The following is a 20077-nucleotide window of genomic DNA, read 5'->3' on the forward strand; positions in this document are numbered from 1 at the left end:
TTAAATCCATGTAAATATGATGCGATTTTTGCAAATATAGATTTTGATCCAGATCAAAGAAATTAATTCATTATTCCCCATTTTTAACATTTATTTTTTATTTATATTTACGGCATCGACATTTTGACAGTTCTGTGAAGCTGGTCGACAAATAACCAGCTCACGCAAACTGAATGCCTTGCTTTAACTGCATGATGATAAACGATTTATTTTTTATGTAAACGAATGGTTGATTTTTGGTTACCCATGGTTAACAATTAATATAACTTCACTTTATGCATTCGGCAAATAAAAACTCTAAATCATTTAAAAGTTAAAAAAGTAAATTTATCGCTTATGAAAGCAAAGAAAAGGGTATATTAGTCTCATGACATCGGACCACTTAATTAAGCGATAATTTGCGTCCGCTAAAAAATTTCCAGACTTTTAAATCTTGGAGTTTATCGCAATGAAATCTCTCACCCCCATCCTTAATCCACTGACCCTGCCTAATGGCGCTGTGTTGAAAAACCGACTGGTAATGGCACCGATGACCACCTGTACCGGCTTTTATGACGGTACGGTCACCAGTGAGCTGGTTGAGTACTATCGCGCACGTGCAGGCAGCATCGGAACCGTGATCGTTGAATGCTGCTTCATTGACAACCGTGGCCCGGCATTTCCGGGTGCCATTGCTATCGACAGCGACAACAAAATCCCTGGTCTGAAACGCATAGCGGACGCGATTAAATCTGAAGGCTCTACAGCCATTTTGCAGATCTATCACGGCGGCCGTATGGTGGAACCGGAGCTGATTGGTGGCAAAACGCCGGTTGCGCCAAGCGCCATCGCGGCACCGCGTGAAGGGGCAACCAAACCCCTGGCGCTGAGCGCCGAAGAAGTCGAAACCATGATCACCAAATTTGGTGATGCGGTGAACCGCGCTATCAAGGCCGGTTTCGATGGCGTCGAAATTCATGGTGCTAACACCTACCTGATTCAGCAGTTCTATTCGCCGAACTCTAACCAGCGCGATGACAAGTGGGGCGGCAGCCGCGATAACCGCGCACGCTTCCCGCTGGAAGTGCTGGAAATCACCCACAAGATGGCTGAGCGCTTCGCCCATAACTCTTTCATCATCGGCTATCGCTTCTCGCCGGAAGAGATCGAAGTGCCCGGCATTCGCTTTGACGACACGCTCTATCTGCTGGAAAAACTGGCGGCGCGTGGACTCGATTACGTCCATTTCTCGGTAGGTCAGCTGCTGCGTCCGTCAATTGTTGATACCCAGGATCCGACGCCGCTGATTGAGAAGTTCGTCGCGATGCGTTCGCCTGTGCTGGCAAAAGTGCCGGTGATTGGCGTTGGCGGCGTCGTCAATAAAGCCGATGCCGAGCTGGCGCTGGAGAAAGGCTACGATCTGGTGGCGATTGGTAAAGCCTGTATCGCTTATCCGAACTGGGCTGACCGCATCATCAATAACGAACACCTCGATCTCTACATCGACAGCAACAAACGTGAAGAGCTGCAGATCCCGGAACCGCTGTGGCGCTTCTCCCTGGTCGATGCGATGATCCGCGACATGAGTGAATCGGGCCGTAAATACAAAGCGGGCGTCTATCAGGAAAAAGTCGAAGCCGAAGCGCTGAAACTGAAAATCAACGTCACGCTGGATACTGACCGTATCACTGACATCTCGCTGGTGCCGGATGACACCCTGGATGTGGACTTCACTACTACCTTTGAAAGCCTGCGTAGCCGCATCCTGGTGGCCAACAGCCCACACGTCGATGCGATTACCGGTGCGACGACCCAGAGTGAGGCGCTGAAAAAAGCGGTTTCACGCGCGCTGACCACCTCCAGCAAAGAGCATGTGATTGAAGAGGGCGGCAACCCTAACGCACCGCAGAATTACGATGTGGTGATTGTGGGCAGCGGCGGTGCCGGCCTTGCGGCGGCGATTCAGGCGCACGATGAAGGAGCGCGCGTGGTCATCATCGAGAAGATGCCGACCATTGGCGGTAACACCATTAAAGCCTCAGTGGGCATGAACGCCGCGGAAACCCGTTTCCAGAAACTCAAAGGCATCGAAGACAGCAAAGAGCTGTTCTACGAGGAGACGCTGAAAGGCGGTCAGTTTAAAAATAATCCGGTGCTGCTGCGTGAGTTTGTAGAGCTGGCGCCGGAGGCGATTGAGTGGCTGGCGAATCACGGCATTGAGCTTAACGACATCACCATTACCGGCGGGATGAGCATCGATCGTACCCACCGTCCGGCGGATCGTTCAGCGGTGGGTGGCTTCCTGATCAGCGGTCTGGTTAAAAACATCAACAGCCGCAACATCGAAGTCCTGCTTGAAACCTCAGTCTCAGAAATCCTTTATGAGAACGGCGCAGTAGCGGGTGTGAGAGTGGTCGATGAGTACAACGACAGCCGTATCCTGAACGCGAAAAGCGTGATTGTGGCGACCGGCGGATTCAGTGCGAACCGTGAACTGGTAGTGAAATATCGCCCTGAACTCGATGGCTTTGTCACCACCAACCACAAAGGCGCCACCGGCAGCGGTATTGCCATGCTGGAAAAAATTGGTGCCGGTACCGTGGATATGGGCGAAATCCAGATTCATCCAACGGTTGAACAGACCACCTCTTATCTGGTCTCCGAATCCATTCGTGGCGGCGGTGCTATCCTGGTCAGTCAGGCGGGTGAGCGCTTCTACAACGAAATGGAAACCCGCGATAAAGTCTCGGCGCAGATTATCGCCTTGCCAGAGAAGAGTGCCTGGATTGTGTTTGACGAGCAGGTGCGGATGAATAACAAAGCGGCTGACGAATATATCGCCAAAGGCTTTGTGGTCAGCGCGCCAACCGTGGCGGAACTGGCGGTGAAGCTCAACATGAGTGAGCATCATACGCTGGAAGCCACGCTGGCCCGTTACAACAACTTCGTTATCATGCAGAAAGATGAAGACTTCGGTCGCCAGACCGCGCTGCGTCATCCTCTGAGTGAAGCGCCGTTCTACGCGATTCGTGTTGCACCGGGCGTACACCACACCATGGGCGGCGTCACCATCGACACCACCACCGCGGTGCTGGACAGCCAGAAACAGGTGATTAACGGCGCCTGGGCCTGTGGCGAAGTGGTTGGCGGCATTCACGGCGCGAACCGCATCGGCGGTAACGCAGTCGCCGATATCATTATCTTCGGCATTCTGGCCGGTGGTAACGCCGCCGCTTACGCCCGACGTTAAGGGTCGTCTCCGGCATCCGCGCTCTGCGGATGCCGTTCTTTTCTCTTTAAAGCAGAGTCGCCTATGTTAACTGATGCGCGTGTCTATGCTTACTCCGCTGTCTTAATGGGTTCACCCATCCTGCTCAAACTCTTCGACGATAATCAGACCCTGGCCGGACAGGTCTTCCGCCTGATTAAACAGCAGGAGAATCGCTTCACGGTTAACCGTGCGGCGTCTGAGGTGATGGCGATTAATCACGCGGCAGGGCAGCATCCGGTGGTCGTCAGTCAGCCGGTGTTTGACCTGATCGCCTGCGCGCATGCGGTGAGCCTGCTGCCCGACAGCCTGTTTAATCTGGCTATCGGCCCGCTGGTGAAGTGCTGGAAAATCGGCTTTCAGGGCCACCATGTTCCATCAGAGACAGAACTTCAGGCGCGCATAGCGCTGACGAATCCGCATGACGTTATTCTTGATAACGCAAGCCGCAGTGTCATGCTGGCCCGGCCGGGGATGGAGATTGATCTGGGCGCCATCGCCAAGGGCTATATCGCCGATGTTGTGCAGGCATTCTTGCGCCAGCAGCAGGTCAGCAGTGCGCTGATTAATCTGGGCGGAAATGTGCAGACGGTGGGTGCGCCGCCAGAAGAGGCGGGCTGGGCAATCGGCCTGAAAAAACCATTTGGTGAGGCCGATGAGCTGATCGGGGTGATCGGGGTGAATAATCGCTCGGTGGTGACATCCGGTATCTATGAGCGTTATTTCGAGCTGGATGGCGTCTGTTATCACCACATCCTCGACCCGCGAAGCGGTTATCCGCTGGATAACGACCTGCTGAGCGTCACCGTGATCTCTGACCGTTCACTGGATGGCGACATCTACACCACGCTGCTTTACGGCCTCGGCGTTGAACAGGGCATTGCCTGCCTGGCGGAGCAACCGGGCATTGAAGCGATATTTGTGACCCGTGACAGGCAGGTGATCTGCTCGTCACAACGTCACTTTTCTTTTCAGTTACTGGACACCGATTACCGGCTGGTTCACTGACAATATTGTTTGAGTAAAGTGTGATACTCCGGCTGCAGGCGATAGCGATAAACCGGACGGCCCGTGACCCCATAATGAATGCTGGTGAACAGAATATTAATCTGCGCCAGCCAGATCAGATACTTGCGGCAGGAGACGCGAGAGATATTCACCTCGGTTGCCAGTTCGTCGGTGGAGAACTCGGTACCCGGATGGGCGTCGATCCACAGACACAGCGTGCGCAGCGTCTGCGGTGTTAATCCTTTCGGCAGTCGCTTCTGCTCGCTGGCCCCCGGCGGATTGCCATGCAACAACTGATCAACGTCCGACTGCTGATAGAACTGATGATTATCCATCAGCGATTTTTTCTGTCGCCAGCCAGTCAGCGCCTCTTCAAAGCGGGCAAACTGGAAAGGCTTGATCAGATAATCCACCACACCGTAGTTGAGTGAGGTTTTGATGGTGGCGGCATCTGCTGCTGACGAGATAATAATCACGTCAACCGGACGTCCTGCGCTGCGCAGTTCCGGCAACAGGTCGAGACCGTTCTCCTGCTGCATATAGATATCCAGCAGGATCAGATCAACCTGAGGTTCGGCCTGCGCCAGCCGCTCTTTGGCCTGCTGTAAGGTTGAGGCGGTGCCGCAGCAGGTAAAGCCTGGGATCTGCCCGATATAACAGCGATTCAGCTCGGCTACCATGGCGTCATCATCGACAACTAACACATTGATCATTGGGTAATCATTCCTCTCTCCCACGGAAGTTGTACTAAGAATTGGGTGAATACACCCGGTTCCGACTCGACACTGACACTGCCGCCCAGGCTTTCGGTCTGCTGCTTAACCAGAAACAATCCGACACCGCGATCTTCGCCTTTTGACGAGACGCCACGCTCAAAAATGGCGCTGAGCTGCGTACCGTCGATCCCGGGTCCGTCATCACTCACTTCACAGGCTAACCAGCCATTCTGATAATGCAGCATGAGGTGGATTTCCCCTTCGGTTTCCGGATCCAGCGCCTCAAGCGCATTTTCAATTAAATTGCCCAGCACCGTAATCAGTACCGCGCTCTGCTCCTCGCTGCCGCAGTCGGGCAGAAAACTCGCCTCATCGATAATCAGCTGATGGCCTTCATCGGTCACCCGGTTGATTTTGCTGAGCAGGAAACCCGCAATGATGGGCGATTTGATCTTTTGCAGCAGCGAACCAATCTCCGTCTGATAGGCGTTGGCGGTTTTCAGGATGTACTCTTCCATCTGCGCATAGTTTTTCATATGCAGCAGGCCCAGAATGACATGCAGCTTGTTCATGAACTCATGGGAACGTTCACGTAACGCGTCTACATAGTTTACCATGCCGTCCAGACGCTGCATCAGCTGGCTGATTTCGGTCTTGTCCCTGAAGGTGGTCACCGCGCCGATAATGCGGTCACGACTGCGAACCGGCACGGTATTGCTGATCAGGATGCGATTACCCAGCGTCAGCTCCTGATCGTGCCAGGCTTTGCCCGCATGCAGCGCATCCTGCTGATGGCGGTGCATCACGCTCTCCTCAGCAATCAGATCGCCGCTTAATGGCATCTTGCGGGTGGTCTCATGCAGCAGCTGCTGCGCCGCGTGGTTAATCAGGCTGACGCGCGACTCATCGTCGACCGCAATCACACCCTCTTTAATAGAATTGAGGATCGCCTGACGCTGCTCGAACAGGCTGGAAATTTCGTGCGGCTCCAGCCCGAGTAATATGCTCTTCAGGCGCCTGACCAGAATAAGAATCCCCAGCAGACCAACCAGACCGCCAAATAAGACAGTCCAGACGATGTTCCAGCGGCTTTTGGCAATCTGCGCCGCCACATCATTCAGCGCGATGCCGATCGCCACCACGCCAATCTGCTGATGCTCTGCGTTATAGACCGGGGTAAATACGCGCAGTGCCTCTACCAGCACGCCGTGATTTACCGCCACATTTTCCCGCCCGCTGAGGGCCGGATAGATATCGTTGCCGACAAAATGTTTGCCAATCACCGCCGCGTTTGGGTGTGAAAAGCGAATGCCACGCATATCCGTCACCACCACAAACAGCAGGCCGTTGCGTTTGCGCGCGGCTTCAGCCAGTGGCTGAATCTGGCTGCTGCCGTCCGGTAACAGTAACCCACGCTGCACTTCAGGGCTGTCTGCCAGAGTGCGTGCCACTGCCATCGCCTTATCTTTAAGATGCGACTGAGCAAAGTTATCGATCTGCACAAAATAGAGCAGATGGACAGCGAGCAGCACGGTGACGATAACTGCAGTCATCATCAGGGTGGTCAGGGTACTGAGTTTCATGGGTCGTTTAGTCACGGCATGTCGGTTCTGTGGTTGGCTTGTCATTGGCGTTCAGCACGGGTGGGAGATCGCCCGGAAACATACGCTAACTGACCGCATCAGTACAGTTTTAGCGGTCTGCGCGCGGGCAATCGCCGGAGAACAATATTTGTGTTAGGGGATTGTATAATTCAAAGGACACCCTTAATGTGTGGTTAAAATATGTGAGCAATTCGGTAAGCCTTTTGTAATTAAATTAAGGCTAAATTGCTATTTTTAATTTTATAACTATTTTCACATTAACTCACAAATAACATTATTTTAAACTTTAAGGACTTTTTTTAACCAATACCGTCTGAGCTGTAGATTAAAATGATGAATTCAAAGAAAGCTATCCCCACTCTTTCCCTCGCGGCCTTGTTAGTTTCTTCAGCACTGCATGCTGAAACTTCACCAGAAAAAACCGACGTCCTGTTAATTGGTGGTGGCATCATGAGCGCCTCAATGGGCACCATGCTGGAAGAGCTGCAGCCTGGCTGGAAACAGATCATGGTTGAGAAGCTGGATGGTGTGGCACTGGAATCCTCTAACGGCTGGAACAACGCCGGTACCGGTCACTCAGCCAATATGGAGCTGAACTATACGCCAGAGCGTAAAGACGGCTCGATCGACGTGACGAAAGCGCTGGAAATTAACGAAGCCTTCATGGTTTCACGCCAGTTCTGGAGTTCGCAGGTCAAAGAGGGTGTGATGCACGATCCGCGCTCTTTCATCAACTCAACGCCACACATGAGCTTCGTCTGGGGCGACAACGTCGACTTCCTGACTAAACGCTATGCGGCGTTACAGAAAACCGCGCTGTTCCAGGGCATGAAGTTCTCTACCGATCACAAGCAGATCGAGCAGTGGGCACCGCTGGTGATGGAAGGTCGTGATCCTCAGCAGAAAGTGGCCGCAACCTGGACGCCAGTTGGCACCGACGTAAACTACGGTGAAATTACCCGTCAGCTAATCGGCAGCCTGAAGAAGAATGACAACTTCCGTCTGGAAACCTCGTCTGAAGTCACCGATTTCAAACGTAACGGTGATAACTCGTGGCACGTCACCATTAAAGATGCCAAAAATGGCAACGAGCGTGCGGTTGACGCGAAATATGTCTTTATTGGTGCTGGCGGCGGCGCGCTGAAATTACTGCAGAAAACCGGCATCCCGGAAGCGGAAAACTATGCAGGCTTCCCGGTCGGCGGTTCATTCCTGGTAACGGAAAACAAGGCGATTGCCGCTCGTCACCTGGCGAAAGTCTACGGTCAGGCGTCTACCGGTGCACCACCGATGTCCGTTCCGCATCTGGATACCCGTTATCTGGATGGCAAACGCGTCGTGCTGTTTGGACCGTTCGCGACCTTCTCAACCAAGTTCCTGAAAAATGGTTCACTGTTTGACCTGCTGAGCACCACCACTACCCATAACATCGTGCCAATGACCGACGTGGGTATGGATAACTTCGACCTGGTGAAATACCTGGTTGGCCAGGTGATGCTGACAGAAGAAGATCGCTTCGAAGCGCTGAAAGAGTACTACCCGGACGCGAAGAAAGAGGACTGGAAACTGATTCAGGCCGGCCAGCGCGTACAGATCATCAAGAAAGATGCTGACAAAGGTGGCGTGCTGAAACTGGGTACAGAAATTGTGACCGATCAGCAGAAAACCGTGGCGGCACTGCTGGGTGCTTCTCCTGGTGCATCGACCGCTGCGCCTATCGCGTTAAGCGTGATGCAGAAACTGTTCCCGGAAGAGTTTAAGTCAGCGGAATGGCAGGCTAAGATCCACAAGATGATCCCAGGCTACGGTCAGAAACTGAATGACAACGTGCCGATGCTGCAGCAGGTATGGAATGACACCGCTGCGACTCTGCAGCTGACCACACCGCCGGTTATCAACATGGATGGCAAAGCAGCCGAGGCGCCAGCAGCACAGCCTGAGCAGGCAGCGCCTTCAGCGAAGCACGACATGGCGCTGTAACAGCGACCTGACGTAAAAAAAGCCCGCACAGGTTATCCTGCGCGGGCTTTTTTATTGCCGCGTTGTCTGCCCGTTACTCCGGCTGGTTACCGCGCCAGTTGCCCCAGGGATCTTCTGCGGGTGCTTGATCCGCCTCTTCAGACGGTGCTTCGCGGTAGGCCGGTTTCTCTTTTAACGAGGCGAGATAAAGCGCTTCGACTTCAGCCCGCGCCCAGGGCGTGCGCCGCAAAAACTTCAGGCTTGATTTAACACTCGGATCGCTTTTAAAGCAGTTAATGTTGATCCGTTTTCCCAGCTCCGCCCAGCCATACTGCGCGACTAAACTGTTTATCTGCATCTCCAGCGTTACGCCATGCAGAGGATCTTTTGAGGTTTGTGCGTTCATCATCTATCCGCCTGATTCATTCAATGCCGCACATCCTGACAATCGTAAAGCCGTTGTGCAAGGCGTGAAGGTGAAAAAGGGCATGCCGTGGCGCGTTAAGCGCAGATTTATGTGTCTGAGTTAACGTGACAGGCAGAAGAGTGCGCAGGCGTGCGGCGATTGTGCTAATCATAAGCGACTGATGATGCTCAAAAAGGATCCCCTGCCATGTCTGTGCCCGTCGATAATCTGCTCAGCTCCGCCAGCCGTAAACGTGCTCTGATTGCCGGTTCGGTAGGTAATTTCATTGAATGGTATGAGTTTGCCGTCTATGGCTTTCTTGCCACCGTGATAGCGCAGAACTTTTTCCGGCTGGAAGGGGAGTCAGCGCTGACCGGGCTTCTGCTGACCTATGCGTCATTCGCCATCGCCTTTTTCTTCCGTCCACTCGGTGCAATCATTTTCGGCCGGATGGGTGATCGCATCGGGCGCAAACCCACGCTGATATTTGTGTTGATCATGATGACGCTGGCGACGGCGGCTATCGGCCTGGTGCCCACCTACGCCCAGCTGGGCATCCTGGCGCCACTGATCGTGACCGGTCTGCGTATTCTGCAGGGCCTGTTCGCGGGGGGTGAGTATGGCGGGGCGGTATCACTGATGACCGAGTTTGCACCGCGCGGTAAGCGGGGCCTTTATGGATCGTGGCAATCTTTTACTGTGGCGCTGGGATTGCTGGCAGGCGCGGGCATCGTAGCGCTGCTCTCGCTGCTGCTGTCGCCGGAGCAGATGCTGAGCTGGGGCTGGCGCATCCCGTTCTTCATTGCCCTGCCGCTGGGTGTTATCGCGCTCTGGCTGCGGGTTCAGATGGAGGAGACCCCGGCGTTTATTCAGCAGCAGGCAAAACCCGTTGCAAAAGTTGACGCCAGCCTTGGCGATACGCTTAAAACGATCCTGCTCGGTATCTGTCGGCTGATGATCTGGTCGGCGGCCGGTTACACCTGGCTGGTGATTATGCCGACGTACCTGCAGGCATCGCTGCACACCGGTTTTAACCAGGCGTTGCTGATTGCGGTGATATCGAACCTGGGCTTTGCTGCCACCATCATCCCGGCCGGGATGCTGAGTGACAGGATTGGCCGCCGTGCGGTGATGGTGACGGCGGCGGTATTGCTGCTGGTGCTCTCTCTGCCGCTGCTTAACATACTTCAGGCAGAGAGCACCGGGCTGCTGCTGAAAGCGCTGGTGGTGTTTATCGCGGGCGGAGTGGTCGGGTTGCTGGCCGGACCGGGACCTGCGATGCTGGCAGAGATGTTCCCGACGCGGGTGCGTTATACCGGACTGGGTCTGGCCTATTCGCTTTCTAACGCGGTGTTTTCCGGCTGTGCCGGATTGATCATCACCGGGTTGATTAAACAGACCGGTAATCCCGATATCCCCGCCTGGTATGTGATGGTGACTGCGCTGGTCAGTATTGTTGCGTTGATGACCCTGAACAAAGATGATCATCTGCGGCTACTGGATGAGCCACCGTCGCGCTAAGTGTCGGCAAGCAAGCTGAGCGGGAAATTCAGGCTGCATAAGTGTTATGCAGCCTTTTTTACTGACAGGTCTGCCGGGAAGGGCAACAAACCAGCCTGCTTATCAGAAATGCAGCTGTAATATCACTGGCGTAACGTGCCGCTCTGTTCAGGCCGATGTAACAGGGTTTTATTCCGTAAGCGATTCAGCCGGATCAACGTCACTGACCTTCTCGCGTCATCAACACCGCCAACAGGTCTGAAGCCAAAGAGGATGCTGGAGAGAAGGATTCAGACAAGGTCATTCACTTTGCGATGATGGCAAACTGAAAACCTGATCGCGGCAATTAACTTTATGAGCATGGTTGTCGGCAATAATGATGACAGCAGCCATAATCATACCGAGAAGAATGATAACTATTTTACGCAGGAGCATAAGCGTTAATTCCTGTGAAATTAAACTATTCTTATCTGTAATATGTTACTCAATTTTATCAGTGACTTAACGTGAGTGTTGATTAATTATGGCTGAAGTAAAATCTTTATATATTGATCGCGATGCGGTTTTCCTGACTCTGCTGAAATAAAGGCGTCATGCAAATTCTTAAATAAACGAAATCTAAATGAGGGAATAAAAGCTGTTAATTTATCTTGTGTCTGTTTGACTGAAAAGGGTTGAACCTGTATGGCTTCAGGCTGTGAAGAGGAAAAGCTGAATAACGGCCCACAGTTGAACACTGCGGGCAGCACGCTGGACCCGGTCGGGACTCATCCGACAACCGGATCCCGCTGGTGGCGGCAGTCATCCCTAACTTTAAACAGATTACAGACTGAGAACGGTGTCGTCAGATTTCTGTTTCTCCGGCTGAGTGATGAAATCTTGTGCCAGATCGGCGACGATGGCTGCAACGGTTCGCACCGATTTGATCATCGAGATGCCGGTGCCTGTCGAAACAACGCCTTTGTCAAGATTGCCCAGTCGCATCGCCTGCCATAAAGAGTGGTAGCCATTCATTGCAGTGAACAGGGTTTCACGGTCAGCGCCGTGCGCATCAAGTTCTGCCAGCCTGGGGCTGAGCGGCGTTGGCAATGTCCGGTAATAAGCGGGCAGGGTGCGAAAAAGTAGCAGATCTTCTGCACTCGATGAAACAATCAGCTGTTTAACCTTCTCATCCGCCGGGTTCTCCTGCGCGGTTAAAAACAGGCTGCCTATCCAGACGCCTTCTGCACCTAACGCCATGGCTGCACGCACGCCACGCACATCCCCAATGCCGCCTGCCGCCAGCACCGGAATTTTCACACTGTCAGCGATCATAGGCACGATGCTGAACGTTCCGATAATGCGTGATGGCACGGTGCCGCCTTCATCAAATCCCGTGGCGACAATGATATCGGCGCCAAGTTTTTCGGCCTGTTGTGAATTGGCAACGTCAGGCGTCAGCGCGCGATAAAGGATTTTGATGCGATGTTGTTTCAGAAAATCGAATATTTCGGCATCAAGCACTTCATTAACTAAAACGACCTCTACCTTCTCTTCAACAAACATTTCAGCTGTTGGCCGCCAGAAACTCATATCCGGCCCATTGATCAGGGTTGCCCCAAAAGGTTTATCGGTCAGCTGTTTGGTTTTTCTGATTTGCTCACGCATGCGCTCCAGCGCCATGAAACGAGAGTCCGGCAATGTATCCTGCCCGGCGTTGGGGCCAATTATGCCTAATCCGCCTGCGTTTGATACTGCGGCAACAAACGTTGCATTGGTCAGAAAGTACATGGGTGCCTGAATAATGGGATAGCGAATATTCAGAATTTCTGTCACACGGTTTTTCATCGCTTTTTCCTTATCCGGATACGGTGTAGCCAGACTTATTCGTTAGAAATAAGAATTTTTTACGGGCCGTTTTATTTTTATTCTCTTAGCCAAAACAGGGAGTTTAATAGTTGAAAATAAGAAGTAAATGGTCAGAATTGGGTACATGTTTGCCAGATATGGAAAGATAATGGATCTCAACGCGACAAAACTCTTTATTGCAGTCGTTCAGGCAGGCAGCTTTTCAGCGGCAAGTGAGAGAACAACTATCCCCATCTCTACGCTGGTGCGGAAAGTGAACGAGCTGGAGCAGGCACTAGGTGTACAGTTGCTGGAGCGATCAAAGAAAGGGGTCAGGCCGACCTATAAAGGACAACAGTTCTTTGAGCAATCGCGACCTGGCCTTGAATTGCTGGAAGAGGCCACCAAAACGGTCAGGTCTGCGCACAAACTGGCGGGCAAGCTGCGAATATCGGTGCCGCCTGACTTCACCATCTGGTGGGAATTGCTGCATGCGTTTCAGCAACGCTATCCTGATATCAAAGTGTTTTGCCACTCAGGGGAAAGAGTGGTGGATCTGTTTGAAGATGGCATTGACGTGGCACTCAGGCTGGGCGAGTTGCATACCGAAGATGTGATTGCCAAACCGGTTATGAATGTCGAGGCATGGTTTGTTGCCACGCCTGAACTGGCTGAACGCTTTGGACATCCGCAGACGCTGGCGGCGCTGGCGACGTGTCCGATAGCCAGCTGGGAAGGGCTTAACAGTGGTTCCTTTGAGTGGGTATCCGGAGACGAGAAGGTAAAATTTGAGCCGTTTTTTTCCTCGAACAACACGCAGGGCCTGCGCCACTATGCACTGAGCGGTGCCGGGGTATCGCTGTTGTTTGATTTTTTAGTGAAACCTGATGTGGAGAGCGGGAAGCTGGTGCGGTTGTTGTCCGATTATCCGACTCACTCGATGCCCTTACATCTGGTCTATGTCCGGCACAAACATCCTTCAGCCATCACACTCGCGTATCTGGATTTTTGTGCCGAATGGGTGAGTCAATACAAGATCGGATAGGGGCTACACAAAAGGGTCAGAGGCAGAGGTGTCCGGCAAACCAGCGCACAGGCACTGTAGCCTCACCGATGAATGAAAGGGATAAACACAGAAAAAGAAAAGGCGCCCTGAGGCGCCTCTGATAGTGACCTTAACGCCACTATTTCCAGTATTTACACCAGCTGCTGTGCCGTGGTTTCCACCAATGTCAGCAACACTTTGATATCTTCCAGCGTCACTGTCGGATTCAGCAGGGTCATCTTCAGGCAGGTCACGCCATCGAACTCGGTCACACCAACGTTGGCGCGGCCCGATTCCAGCAGGGCATCACCGATGCGCTGATTCAGCAACGCAATATCCGCACTGCTGAAGTGCGCCAGATGCGCCGGACGATAGCGGAACAGTACGCTGGCCAGCTGCGGTTTCATCACCAGCTCCAGCGCAGGCTGCTCATCAACGTACTGTGCAACCTGCTGCGCCAGTGTCACACCGTGATCGATGATTTCGGCATACTGTTTCTGACCCAGTGCTTCCAGACCCATCCACAGTTTCAGTGCATCAAAACGGCGGGTGGTCTGAAGGGATTTGGATACCAGATTCGGCACACCCTGCGCTTCATCAAACTCAGAGTTCAGATAGGCCGCCTGGTAGCGCATCAGCTCATAGTGGCGCGCTTCCTTCAGCAGGAAAGCACCACAGCTGATGGTCTGGAAGAACTGCTTGTGGAAGTCCAGGGTAATGGAATCGACCAGCTCAATGCCATCCAGATAGTCACGATACTTTTCTGAGAGCAACAGCGCGCCGCCCCAGGCCGCATCGACATGCACCCAGATGTTCTCTTCGGCCGCCAGCGCCGCGATTTCACGCAGGGGATCGATCGCACCGGCATCGGTAGTACCCGCCGTGGCAACAATCGCCAGAATGTTTTCACCGTTGGCTTTGGAGGCTGCCAGCTTGTGGCGCAGGTCATCCATATCCATGCGGGCAAAGCGATCGCATTTCACCTGCGTTACGGATTGATAGCCCAGACCCAGCAGCGCCATGTTCTTCTGAACCGAGAAGTGCGCATTCTCTGAACAGAAGACTTTAATCTTCTTCAGATCGCCGGTTAAACCATCCTGCTGAACAGAATGACCCTGGCGGGCAAACCAGGCATCACGCGCCAGCATCAGACCCATCAGGTTGCTCTGGGTGCCGCCGCTGGTGAAGACACCCGCGTCGCCGGACTGATAACCGACCTGGGAACGCAGCCACTCAATCAGCTTCATCTCAATCAGAGTGGCTGAAGGTGCCTGGTCCCACGAATCCATACTCTGGTTGGTGGCGTTAATCAGCACTTCCGCCGCCTGGCTGATAACCAGGCTCGGGCAGTGCAGATGCGCCACGCACTGCGGGTGATGAACCGACAGGCTGTCTTTGAGGAAGTACTCAATGGCGCGTTCAATCGCGGCCTGGTTGCCCAGGCCCTGAGGATTGAAGTCCAGCTTAATGCGCTCGCGCAGCTCTGCGACGGTTTTTCCCTGATACATCTCAGGTTGTTCCAGCCACTTCACGACGGCCGCGCTACTCTGGGCAATCGCCTGCTGGTAGGCCTCGGTACTTTGTGCTGAGGCCGCCAGAATCGGGTTTAACCGGGACATTGCATTCACTCCACTCAAACTGGTTTCACGCCAGCTGACAGCAGGGCGTTTTCAAATTTATCCATAAACACGTCCAGTTCTGCATCTGTGATCAGCAGGGAAGGCAGCAGACGTAATACGCTGCCGTGGCGTCCGCCACGCTCCAGAATCAGGCCGTTCTCAAAACATTTTTTCTGTACCAGCGCGGAGAGCTCGCCGTCTGCCGGGAAGCTGCCCATGTGATCAGCGGCTTCGTCAGGTTTCACCAGCTCAATGCCGATCATCAGTCCCAGACCACGCACGTTGCCGATTACCGGGTAGCGCTGCTGCAGCTCGCCCAGTTTGCCTTTCAGCCATTCGCCCTGTGCAGCAACTTTGTCAGCGATGTTGTTATCTTTCAGCAGTTTCAGCGTAGTCAGGCCGGTCGCCATTGCGAGCTGGTTGCCACGGAAGGTGCCGGTGTGGTGGCCAGGAGACCAGGCGTCGAACTCTTTCTTAATGCCCAGTACCGCCAGTGGCAGACCGCCGCCGACCGCTTTTGACATCACGATGATGTCCGGCTCAATACCGGCGTGCTCAAAGGCGAAGAATTTACCGGTACGGGCAATACCCGCCTGCACTTCGTCGATGATCAGCAGAATGCCATGCTCTTTGGTCACTTTACGGATGCGCTGCAGCCACTCAGCCGGAGCCGGGTTAACACCGCCTTCGCCCTGAACCGCTTCCAGAATGACGGCTGCCGGTTTGCGAACGCCGCTCTCAACGTCGTTGATCAGGTTTTCGAAGTAGTAGGTCAGCGCTTTCACGCCCGCTTCACCGCCAATGCCCAGCGGGCAGCGGTAGAGGTGCGGATAAGGCATGAACTGCACTTCCGGCATCAAGCCGTCGACGGCTTCTTTCGGTGACAGGTTGCCGGTAACAGACAGCGCGCCGTGGGTCATGCCGTGATACGCACCAGAGAAGCTGATGATGCCGGAACGACCGGTGTGTTTTTTCGCCAGTTTCAGCGCCGCTTCAACGGCATCCGCGCCCGACGGGCCGGTAAACTGCAGGCAGTACTCTTTGCCCTGACCCGGTAATAACGAGAGCAGGTACTCAGAGAACGCATCTTTTAACGGCGTGGTTAAATCAAGAGTATGTAACGGCAAGCCGCTGGTAATGACATTTTGAATGCTCTGCAGAACGTCTGGATGGTTATGACCCAATGCCAGCGTTCCGGCACCTGCAAGACAGTCGAGATACTGATTATTCTCGACGTCTGTGATCCAGACACCCTGTGCTTTCGCAATCGCGAACGGCAATTTGCGAGGATAACTTCGAACGTTTGATTCAAATTCAGCCTGACGGGCTAAATAGGTTTCATTGGTTGCGTTTAAGTTCTGTGCATTCAAACTATCAATACGGACTTTATCCGTCATCATATCTCTCCTACAACCGGGACGGGCGTAGCGTCGCAGTTGAATAAATGTATTTAAATTGGGGTATGTGTTTTAAGCGCGGCCAATATAGGTGTTTTTAAGGTCCGACTCAATGTTTAATTTTATCGGCAGATAACAGATTCTTTGCTATAGGAATCAATCATTTGGTGAGTTTGTGAACGTATACATTATTGCCGCTTCGCTAGTCCGTAGTTAATAAGTGGCGTAAAAACACCAGCTTACCCGGCGCGGGGCGTGCTAAGTCAATGATAATAATCTGTGTAAATAGCTGTTTCCGGGGCAAAACGCTATCAAAAAGGGGCCTTTTCAGATGGAAAAAGCATAAGTCAGTTTGACTGAAGAAGCTGCATTTATAGCGGGTAAAAAGCGCAGACCAATTAAAATAATAAACCTTTTATTAACATTTAATTAAAATCTGGCGTTGTTAAAGCCTTTATAACGCGTCAGATCCACGTTACGACAGGAGATGATCAATAAACTGCCTTAAGTCAGCCATCCCTTCGCTTGCCTTTTTCTCCGACGGATTGATGGTCAGCAAATCGGCATAGCCGTTAAGCATCGCACTGATTTGCCGGGCGGTGCGCGGTATATCGGCACAACGCAGCGTTCCATCTGTGACGCCGTCACGAATTATCTCCTCCACCAGCGCCTGCCACGCTGCCGTCATCTGTTCTGCCAGCGCGGCATAGGCTTCGTGATGCGCAGCCATCTGCCAGAATGAAGCATAAAGTTGCCAGGTTGCATCCGGTGCGCTCGGCAGATGACTTTCGAACAGATTAAGCAGCCACTGCTTTGTTAAGGATGCTGACTCTGTAGAGAGCTGAAGCAGCCGCCGGACAGGCCAGCGGCAACAAATGGGAGGAATACACAGCCATTGCCGGACTAGAAGCCATCGCTGCGTCAGGGGCGGGTTAATAATCCAGTTCACATAGCGAAAATGCCCTAAAGCTTTATCAGACGGGACATAGACCGGCTTATATTCTTTTAATGACTAATGTCTCGTGCTGTATTGATTGTGCTCAATTTATATCCATCATTCCTGTGTAAACCTGCAGTATCTCATTATGGGAGATGCCTGCCGTCGCATAGCTTTTGCTGACGCGTTTATCACAGGAAAAAAAGGGATTTGACATGGAACCGCAATATACCAACGTACTGACCCCGGAATTAGCTGCCTTACTGGCGCGTCCGCCATTTTCGACGGAGAAAAAGGCCGGGATGCCTGAAGGTGCCCGTCAGACAGTTGAAGAGCAGGAGGCATTTCTGCTTGAACATCCGGTGGTGGCGATTTACCGGATCGCGGTTGACGGGGCGCTGACACACCGCGGCGGGGTGGTATGTGCAGCCTGGAACGGCTCTGAAATAGCGCCTGAGGACGGACAGAAGGTCAGCGTTGCGCTGGAAGGTGATGAGGTGGTTTATCCTGACGGCACCACCGCCCGGATTGTCACCGGCAGCGGTGCGAAATTCCAGAAAGGCGGTAAAAGTATCGCGCTGGTCGGCAGCCGGCTGAGTAACGGTGATGTGATTATCAGCACCCCGCAGGCGGGATGTACGCTGAATGAGCTGAAAGGTCTGCCGATGGATGCTGATTTTTTACCGGCAGAGGGCTGAGCCGATGACCCGAAGAGGCTGTATCATTCACGGTAAAAACGTCGGTCTGCACGGGGATAAGACTTCCACAGGGGCGCAGTGTATCGCGACCCGCCCCGGTATGTCGGTCATGGGGTTGCTGAAACTCTATATCGGTGACAAAACCACCCCCTGCCCAAAGTGCGGGGAAGTAGGGATCATTGTGAGTGGCGATCACCGGCACTCAAACAGCGCCGCTGTGGCGGTGGATGGCTCAGAGATCCGTTGCGGATGCCCGCAGGGAACCAATTTTCTGATTGCCCCTGGTACGATACCGCAGCTTTCGGCGGCAAAAGCCCGGATGGCACCGGTAGTCGCTCCGGAGCCGGAACAACATGCTCAGGCGGCAAAGAAAAAGAAACGGGAGATCACGCTGACGATAGGCGTGTTCTTCGACGGTACCGGCAACAATGCCGTTAACACGCAGAACATGCTGAAGGCCTATACCGCAGGTCATTACAACCTGAACGATCCGGAAGCCGAGTCCATTCTGGCAAAATGCGCCCGTGAAAATTTTGGCGTGTCGGGTACAGGCGCAACCAGCTATACCGGGTACTACACCAATATTCACTGGCTGAGCACACTGTATAAACAAACCATATCCGGTAAAGATTCAGATGTTCAGGTAGGCATCTACATTGATGGTATTGGTACCGAAGCCGGTAAACCCGACAACAAGCTGGGCCAGGGATTTGGTATATCCGACACAGGGGTTGCTGCTAAAACCAACCACGCCGTATCTCAGTTAGTGAAAGCTATTTCAGACGCTGCAGAGGATATACGAAGCAAATCAGGCTGTGAGATTGTTATAAATTGTCTTCAGTTTGACATCTTTGGCTTTAGTCGCGGAGCAGCCGCAGCCCGTCATTTTGCCAACCGCATCCAGTCAGAAGACCCGGCCATTATCAGCGCCATCCGCCAGGCCATGACGGGCATCACTTTCAATGGTTCTCCTTCAGGAAAGACCCGCTTCATCGGCATCTTTGATACCGTTGCTGCGATAGGTACGCCGGTTAATGGCCTGAACCCGCACAGTGCGGATACCGGGAACGTGAAACTCACCCTGCGTCCCGGTGTGGCGGAGAAGGTCTTTCACATCACCGCCGCGAACGAGTGCCGCTTTAACTTTGCGCTAAACAGCGTTAAACCGGCCTGGCCGGAATTGGCGCTGCCCGGCGTGCATTCCGATATCGGCGGCGGTTATCTGCCGGTCACACGAGAAGACCTTTTCCTGACCCGCCCGGCAACGGAGACGGTGCCGTACAGCCAGCCCGGTGAGAAGACGCAGGCTTACCGGCAGGCAGTAGCACAGTTGCAGACCCTGGATAAATCGCCCTGTCTGGCCCCGCTGCTGCGGACAAATGAAATATCGGCAGAAACCTGGCATGACGCCCGGCTCCCCCCGGACCGGTACGGCCAGATGCAGAAGCGCAGCTTTGCGGCGCTGACCATGCGCGGAAGGACCGTCAGAAACGACTGGTCACGCGTGGCGTTGCGGGTGATGCTTGAGGCCGCACGGGAAGCCGGGGTGGTGTTTGACTCTGTCGACCCGGCTAATCCGAACATGACTCTTTCTGATGAACTGTCTCCCCTGTGTGACAAAGCGCTGGTGATGGGTAAGGCAGCACGCAGCGGTCAGACGCCACAGGCGTTCAGTCAGGATGAGCTGGACGTGATTGCGGAGAAGTATATTCACTGTTCGGCCAACTGGAATGCCATCGTGGTCAATACGGACGGTCTGATTCACGGGGGCGCATCACCCTCTGAGCTGATTGGCTTTATCAACCGGCCGGATGAGCAGTGGAAACGCTCTGTCTACAGCATGGACGGGAAGAAGGTATGAGGCTGAAAACACTTTTTCCCCTGCTGATGTTGGTGATGGTCAGCGGCTGCCGGGCTGGAGAGGCACAGGCGCCGGAAGACACCGGCGAAATGCCCTACGGTGAAGTTGATTTTGCATTTTTCACTCCCCGGGCCTTACCGGCGGTTGTGACAAAAGCGCTGATTATCGACAACGAAAAAGTTGTATCCACTTACAGAACGCTGGACAGCACTCCAGGGGATCCGGATACAACTCAGATATGGAATAACCGGGT

General features: G+C 53.4%; 15 protein-coding genes and 1 pseudogene. 8 read left to right on the forward strand and 8 right to left on the reverse strand.

What is annotated here, in order from left to right; translation table 11 throughout:
* The first annotated feature begins 448 nt into the window (after positions 1-448).
* Both NR201_RS08220 and NR201_RS08225 read left to right on the forward strand, forming a co-directional pair.
* Positions 449-3229, forward strand: coding sequence for a flavocytochrome c (locus tag NR201_RS08220; RefSeq protein WP_031592419.1), 2781 nt, complete (start codon positions 449-451; stop codon positions 3227-3229).
* Positions 3230-3292: 63 nt separating this feature from the next.
* Complete coding sequence (locus NR201_RS08225) at positions 3293-4255, forward strand: FAD:protein FMN transferase (RefSeq protein WP_256849629.1); 963 nt, start codon at positions 3293-3295, stop codon at positions 4253-4255.
* On the opposite strand, the gene dcuR is transcribed toward NR201_RS08225, so the two are convergent.
* Positions 4249-4968: a two-component system response regulator DcuR gene (dcuR, locus tag NR201_RS08230; protein WP_009093030.1), complete on the reverse strand. Its 720-nt coding sequence runs from the start codon at positions 4966-4968 to the stop codon at positions 4249-4251. The two genes, NR201_RS08225 and dcuR, sit on opposite strands and share 7 nt — an antisense overlap.
* On the reverse strand, positions 4965-6554 hold the full coding sequence (locus NR201_RS08235; protein ID WP_010670312.1) for a sensor histidine kinase: 1590 nt from the start codon (positions 6552-6554) through the stop codon (positions 4965-4967). Before NR201_RS08235 ends, dcuR begins: the two co-directional genes overlap by 4 nt.
* Before the next feature lie 351 nt (positions 6555-6905).
* On the opposite strand from NR201_RS08235, the gene mqo reads away from it, so the two are divergent.
* On the forward strand, positions 6906-8555 hold the full coding sequence (gene mqo, locus NR201_RS08240) for a malate dehydrogenase (quinone) (protein ID WP_256844094.1): 1650 nt from the start codon (positions 6906-6908) through the stop codon (positions 8553-8555).
* A 73-nt stretch (positions 8556-8628) separates the two neighbouring features.
* On the opposite strand, the gene NR201_RS08245 is transcribed toward mqo, so the two are convergent.
* Positions 8629-8940, reverse strand: a complete 312-nt coding sequence (locus NR201_RS08245) for a VF530 family DNA-binding protein (RefSeq protein ID WP_256844109.1) — start codon at positions 8938-8940, stop codon at positions 8629-8631.
* Between the two features lie 207 nt (positions 8941-9147).
* On the opposite strand from NR201_RS08245, the gene NR201_RS08250 reads away from it, so the two are divergent.
* Positions 9148-10461, forward strand: a complete 1314-nt coding sequence (locus tag NR201_RS08250; RefSeq protein ID WP_256849630.1) for an MFS transporter — start codon at positions 9148-9150, stop codon at positions 10459-10461.
* A gap of 279 nt (positions 10462-10740) precedes the next feature.
* Here NR201_RS08250 and NR201_RS08255 read toward each other — a convergent pair whose 3' ends face one another.
* Together NR201_RS08255 and NR201_RS08260 are read right to left on the reverse strand one after the other, a co-directional pair.
* Positions 10741-10875 (reverse strand): hypothetical protein, encoded by a 135-nt coding sequence (locus NR201_RS08255; protein ID WP_254920067.1) that lies wholly within the window; start codon positions 10873-10875, stop codon positions 10741-10743.
* 387 nt (positions 10876-11262) lie between these two features.
* A complete protein-coding gene (locus NR201_RS08260; protein WP_060679112.1) occupies positions 11263-12267 on the reverse strand; it encodes a nitronate monooxygenase family protein in 1005 nt (334 codons plus the stop codon).
* A 169-nt stretch (positions 12268-12436) separates the two neighbouring features.
* On the opposite strand from NR201_RS08260, the gene NR201_RS08265 reads away from it, so the two are divergent.
* On the forward strand, positions 12437-13312 hold the full coding sequence (locus NR201_RS08265) for a LysR family transcriptional regulator (protein ID WP_256844096.1): 876 nt from the start codon (positions 12437-12439) through the stop codon (positions 13310-13312).
* A 152-nt stretch (positions 13313-13464) separates the two neighbouring features.
* Here the strand turns inward: NR201_RS08265 and NR201_RS08270 are convergent, their stop codons facing one another.
* From NR201_RS08270 to NR201_RS08280, 3 genes are all read right to left on the reverse strand, one after another.
* Entirely contained in the window at positions 13465-14931 is a 1467-nt protein-coding gene (locus NR201_RS08270) for an aspartate aminotransferase family protein (RefSeq protein WP_010247242.1), read from the reverse strand.
* Between the two features lie 14 nt (positions 14932-14945).
* Positions 14946-16331, reverse strand: coding sequence for a diaminobutyrate--2-oxoglutarate transaminase (locus NR201_RS08275; protein ID WP_022624771.1), 1386 nt, complete (start codon positions 16329-16331; stop codon positions 14946-14948).
* Between the two features lie 472 nt (positions 16332-16803).
* The gene (locus NR201_RS08280) at positions 16804-17277 is read right to left on the reverse strand and encodes a TetR family transcriptional regulator C-terminal domain-containing protein (RefSeq protein ID WP_256844097.1); all 474 of its coding nucleotides are present in this window, start codon (positions 17275-17277) and stop codon (positions 16804-16806) included.
* 203 nt (positions 17278-17480) lie between these two features.
* On the opposite strand from NR201_RS08280, the gene NR201_RS08285 reads away from it, so the two are divergent.
* From NR201_RS08285 to NR201_RS08295, 3 genes and pseudogenes are all read left to right on the forward strand, one after another.
* Positions 17481-17963: a PAAR domain-containing protein gene (locus NR201_RS08285; RefSeq protein ID WP_256844098.1), complete on the forward strand. Its 483-nt coding sequence runs from the start codon at positions 17481-17483 to the stop codon at positions 17961-17963.
* A gap of 4 nt (positions 17964-17967) precedes the next feature.
* The gene (locus tag NR201_RS08290; protein WP_060679120.1) at positions 17968-19824 is read left to right on the forward strand and encodes a phospholipase effector Tle1 domain-containing protein; all 1857 of its coding nucleotides are present in this window, start codon (positions 17968-17970) and stop codon (positions 19822-19824) included.
* A gap of 26 nt (positions 19825-19850) precedes the next feature.
* Positions 19851-20077: pseudogene (locus NR201_RS08295) on the forward strand (hypothetical protein); the annotation flags it as partial.

The organism is Pantoea sp. Fr-CA_6, assembly GCF_024520895.1.
In the GTDB taxonomy this organism is placed as follows: Bacteria; Pseudomonadota; Gammaproteobacteria; order Enterobacterales; family Enterobacteriaceae; genus Pantoea; species Pantoea agglomerans.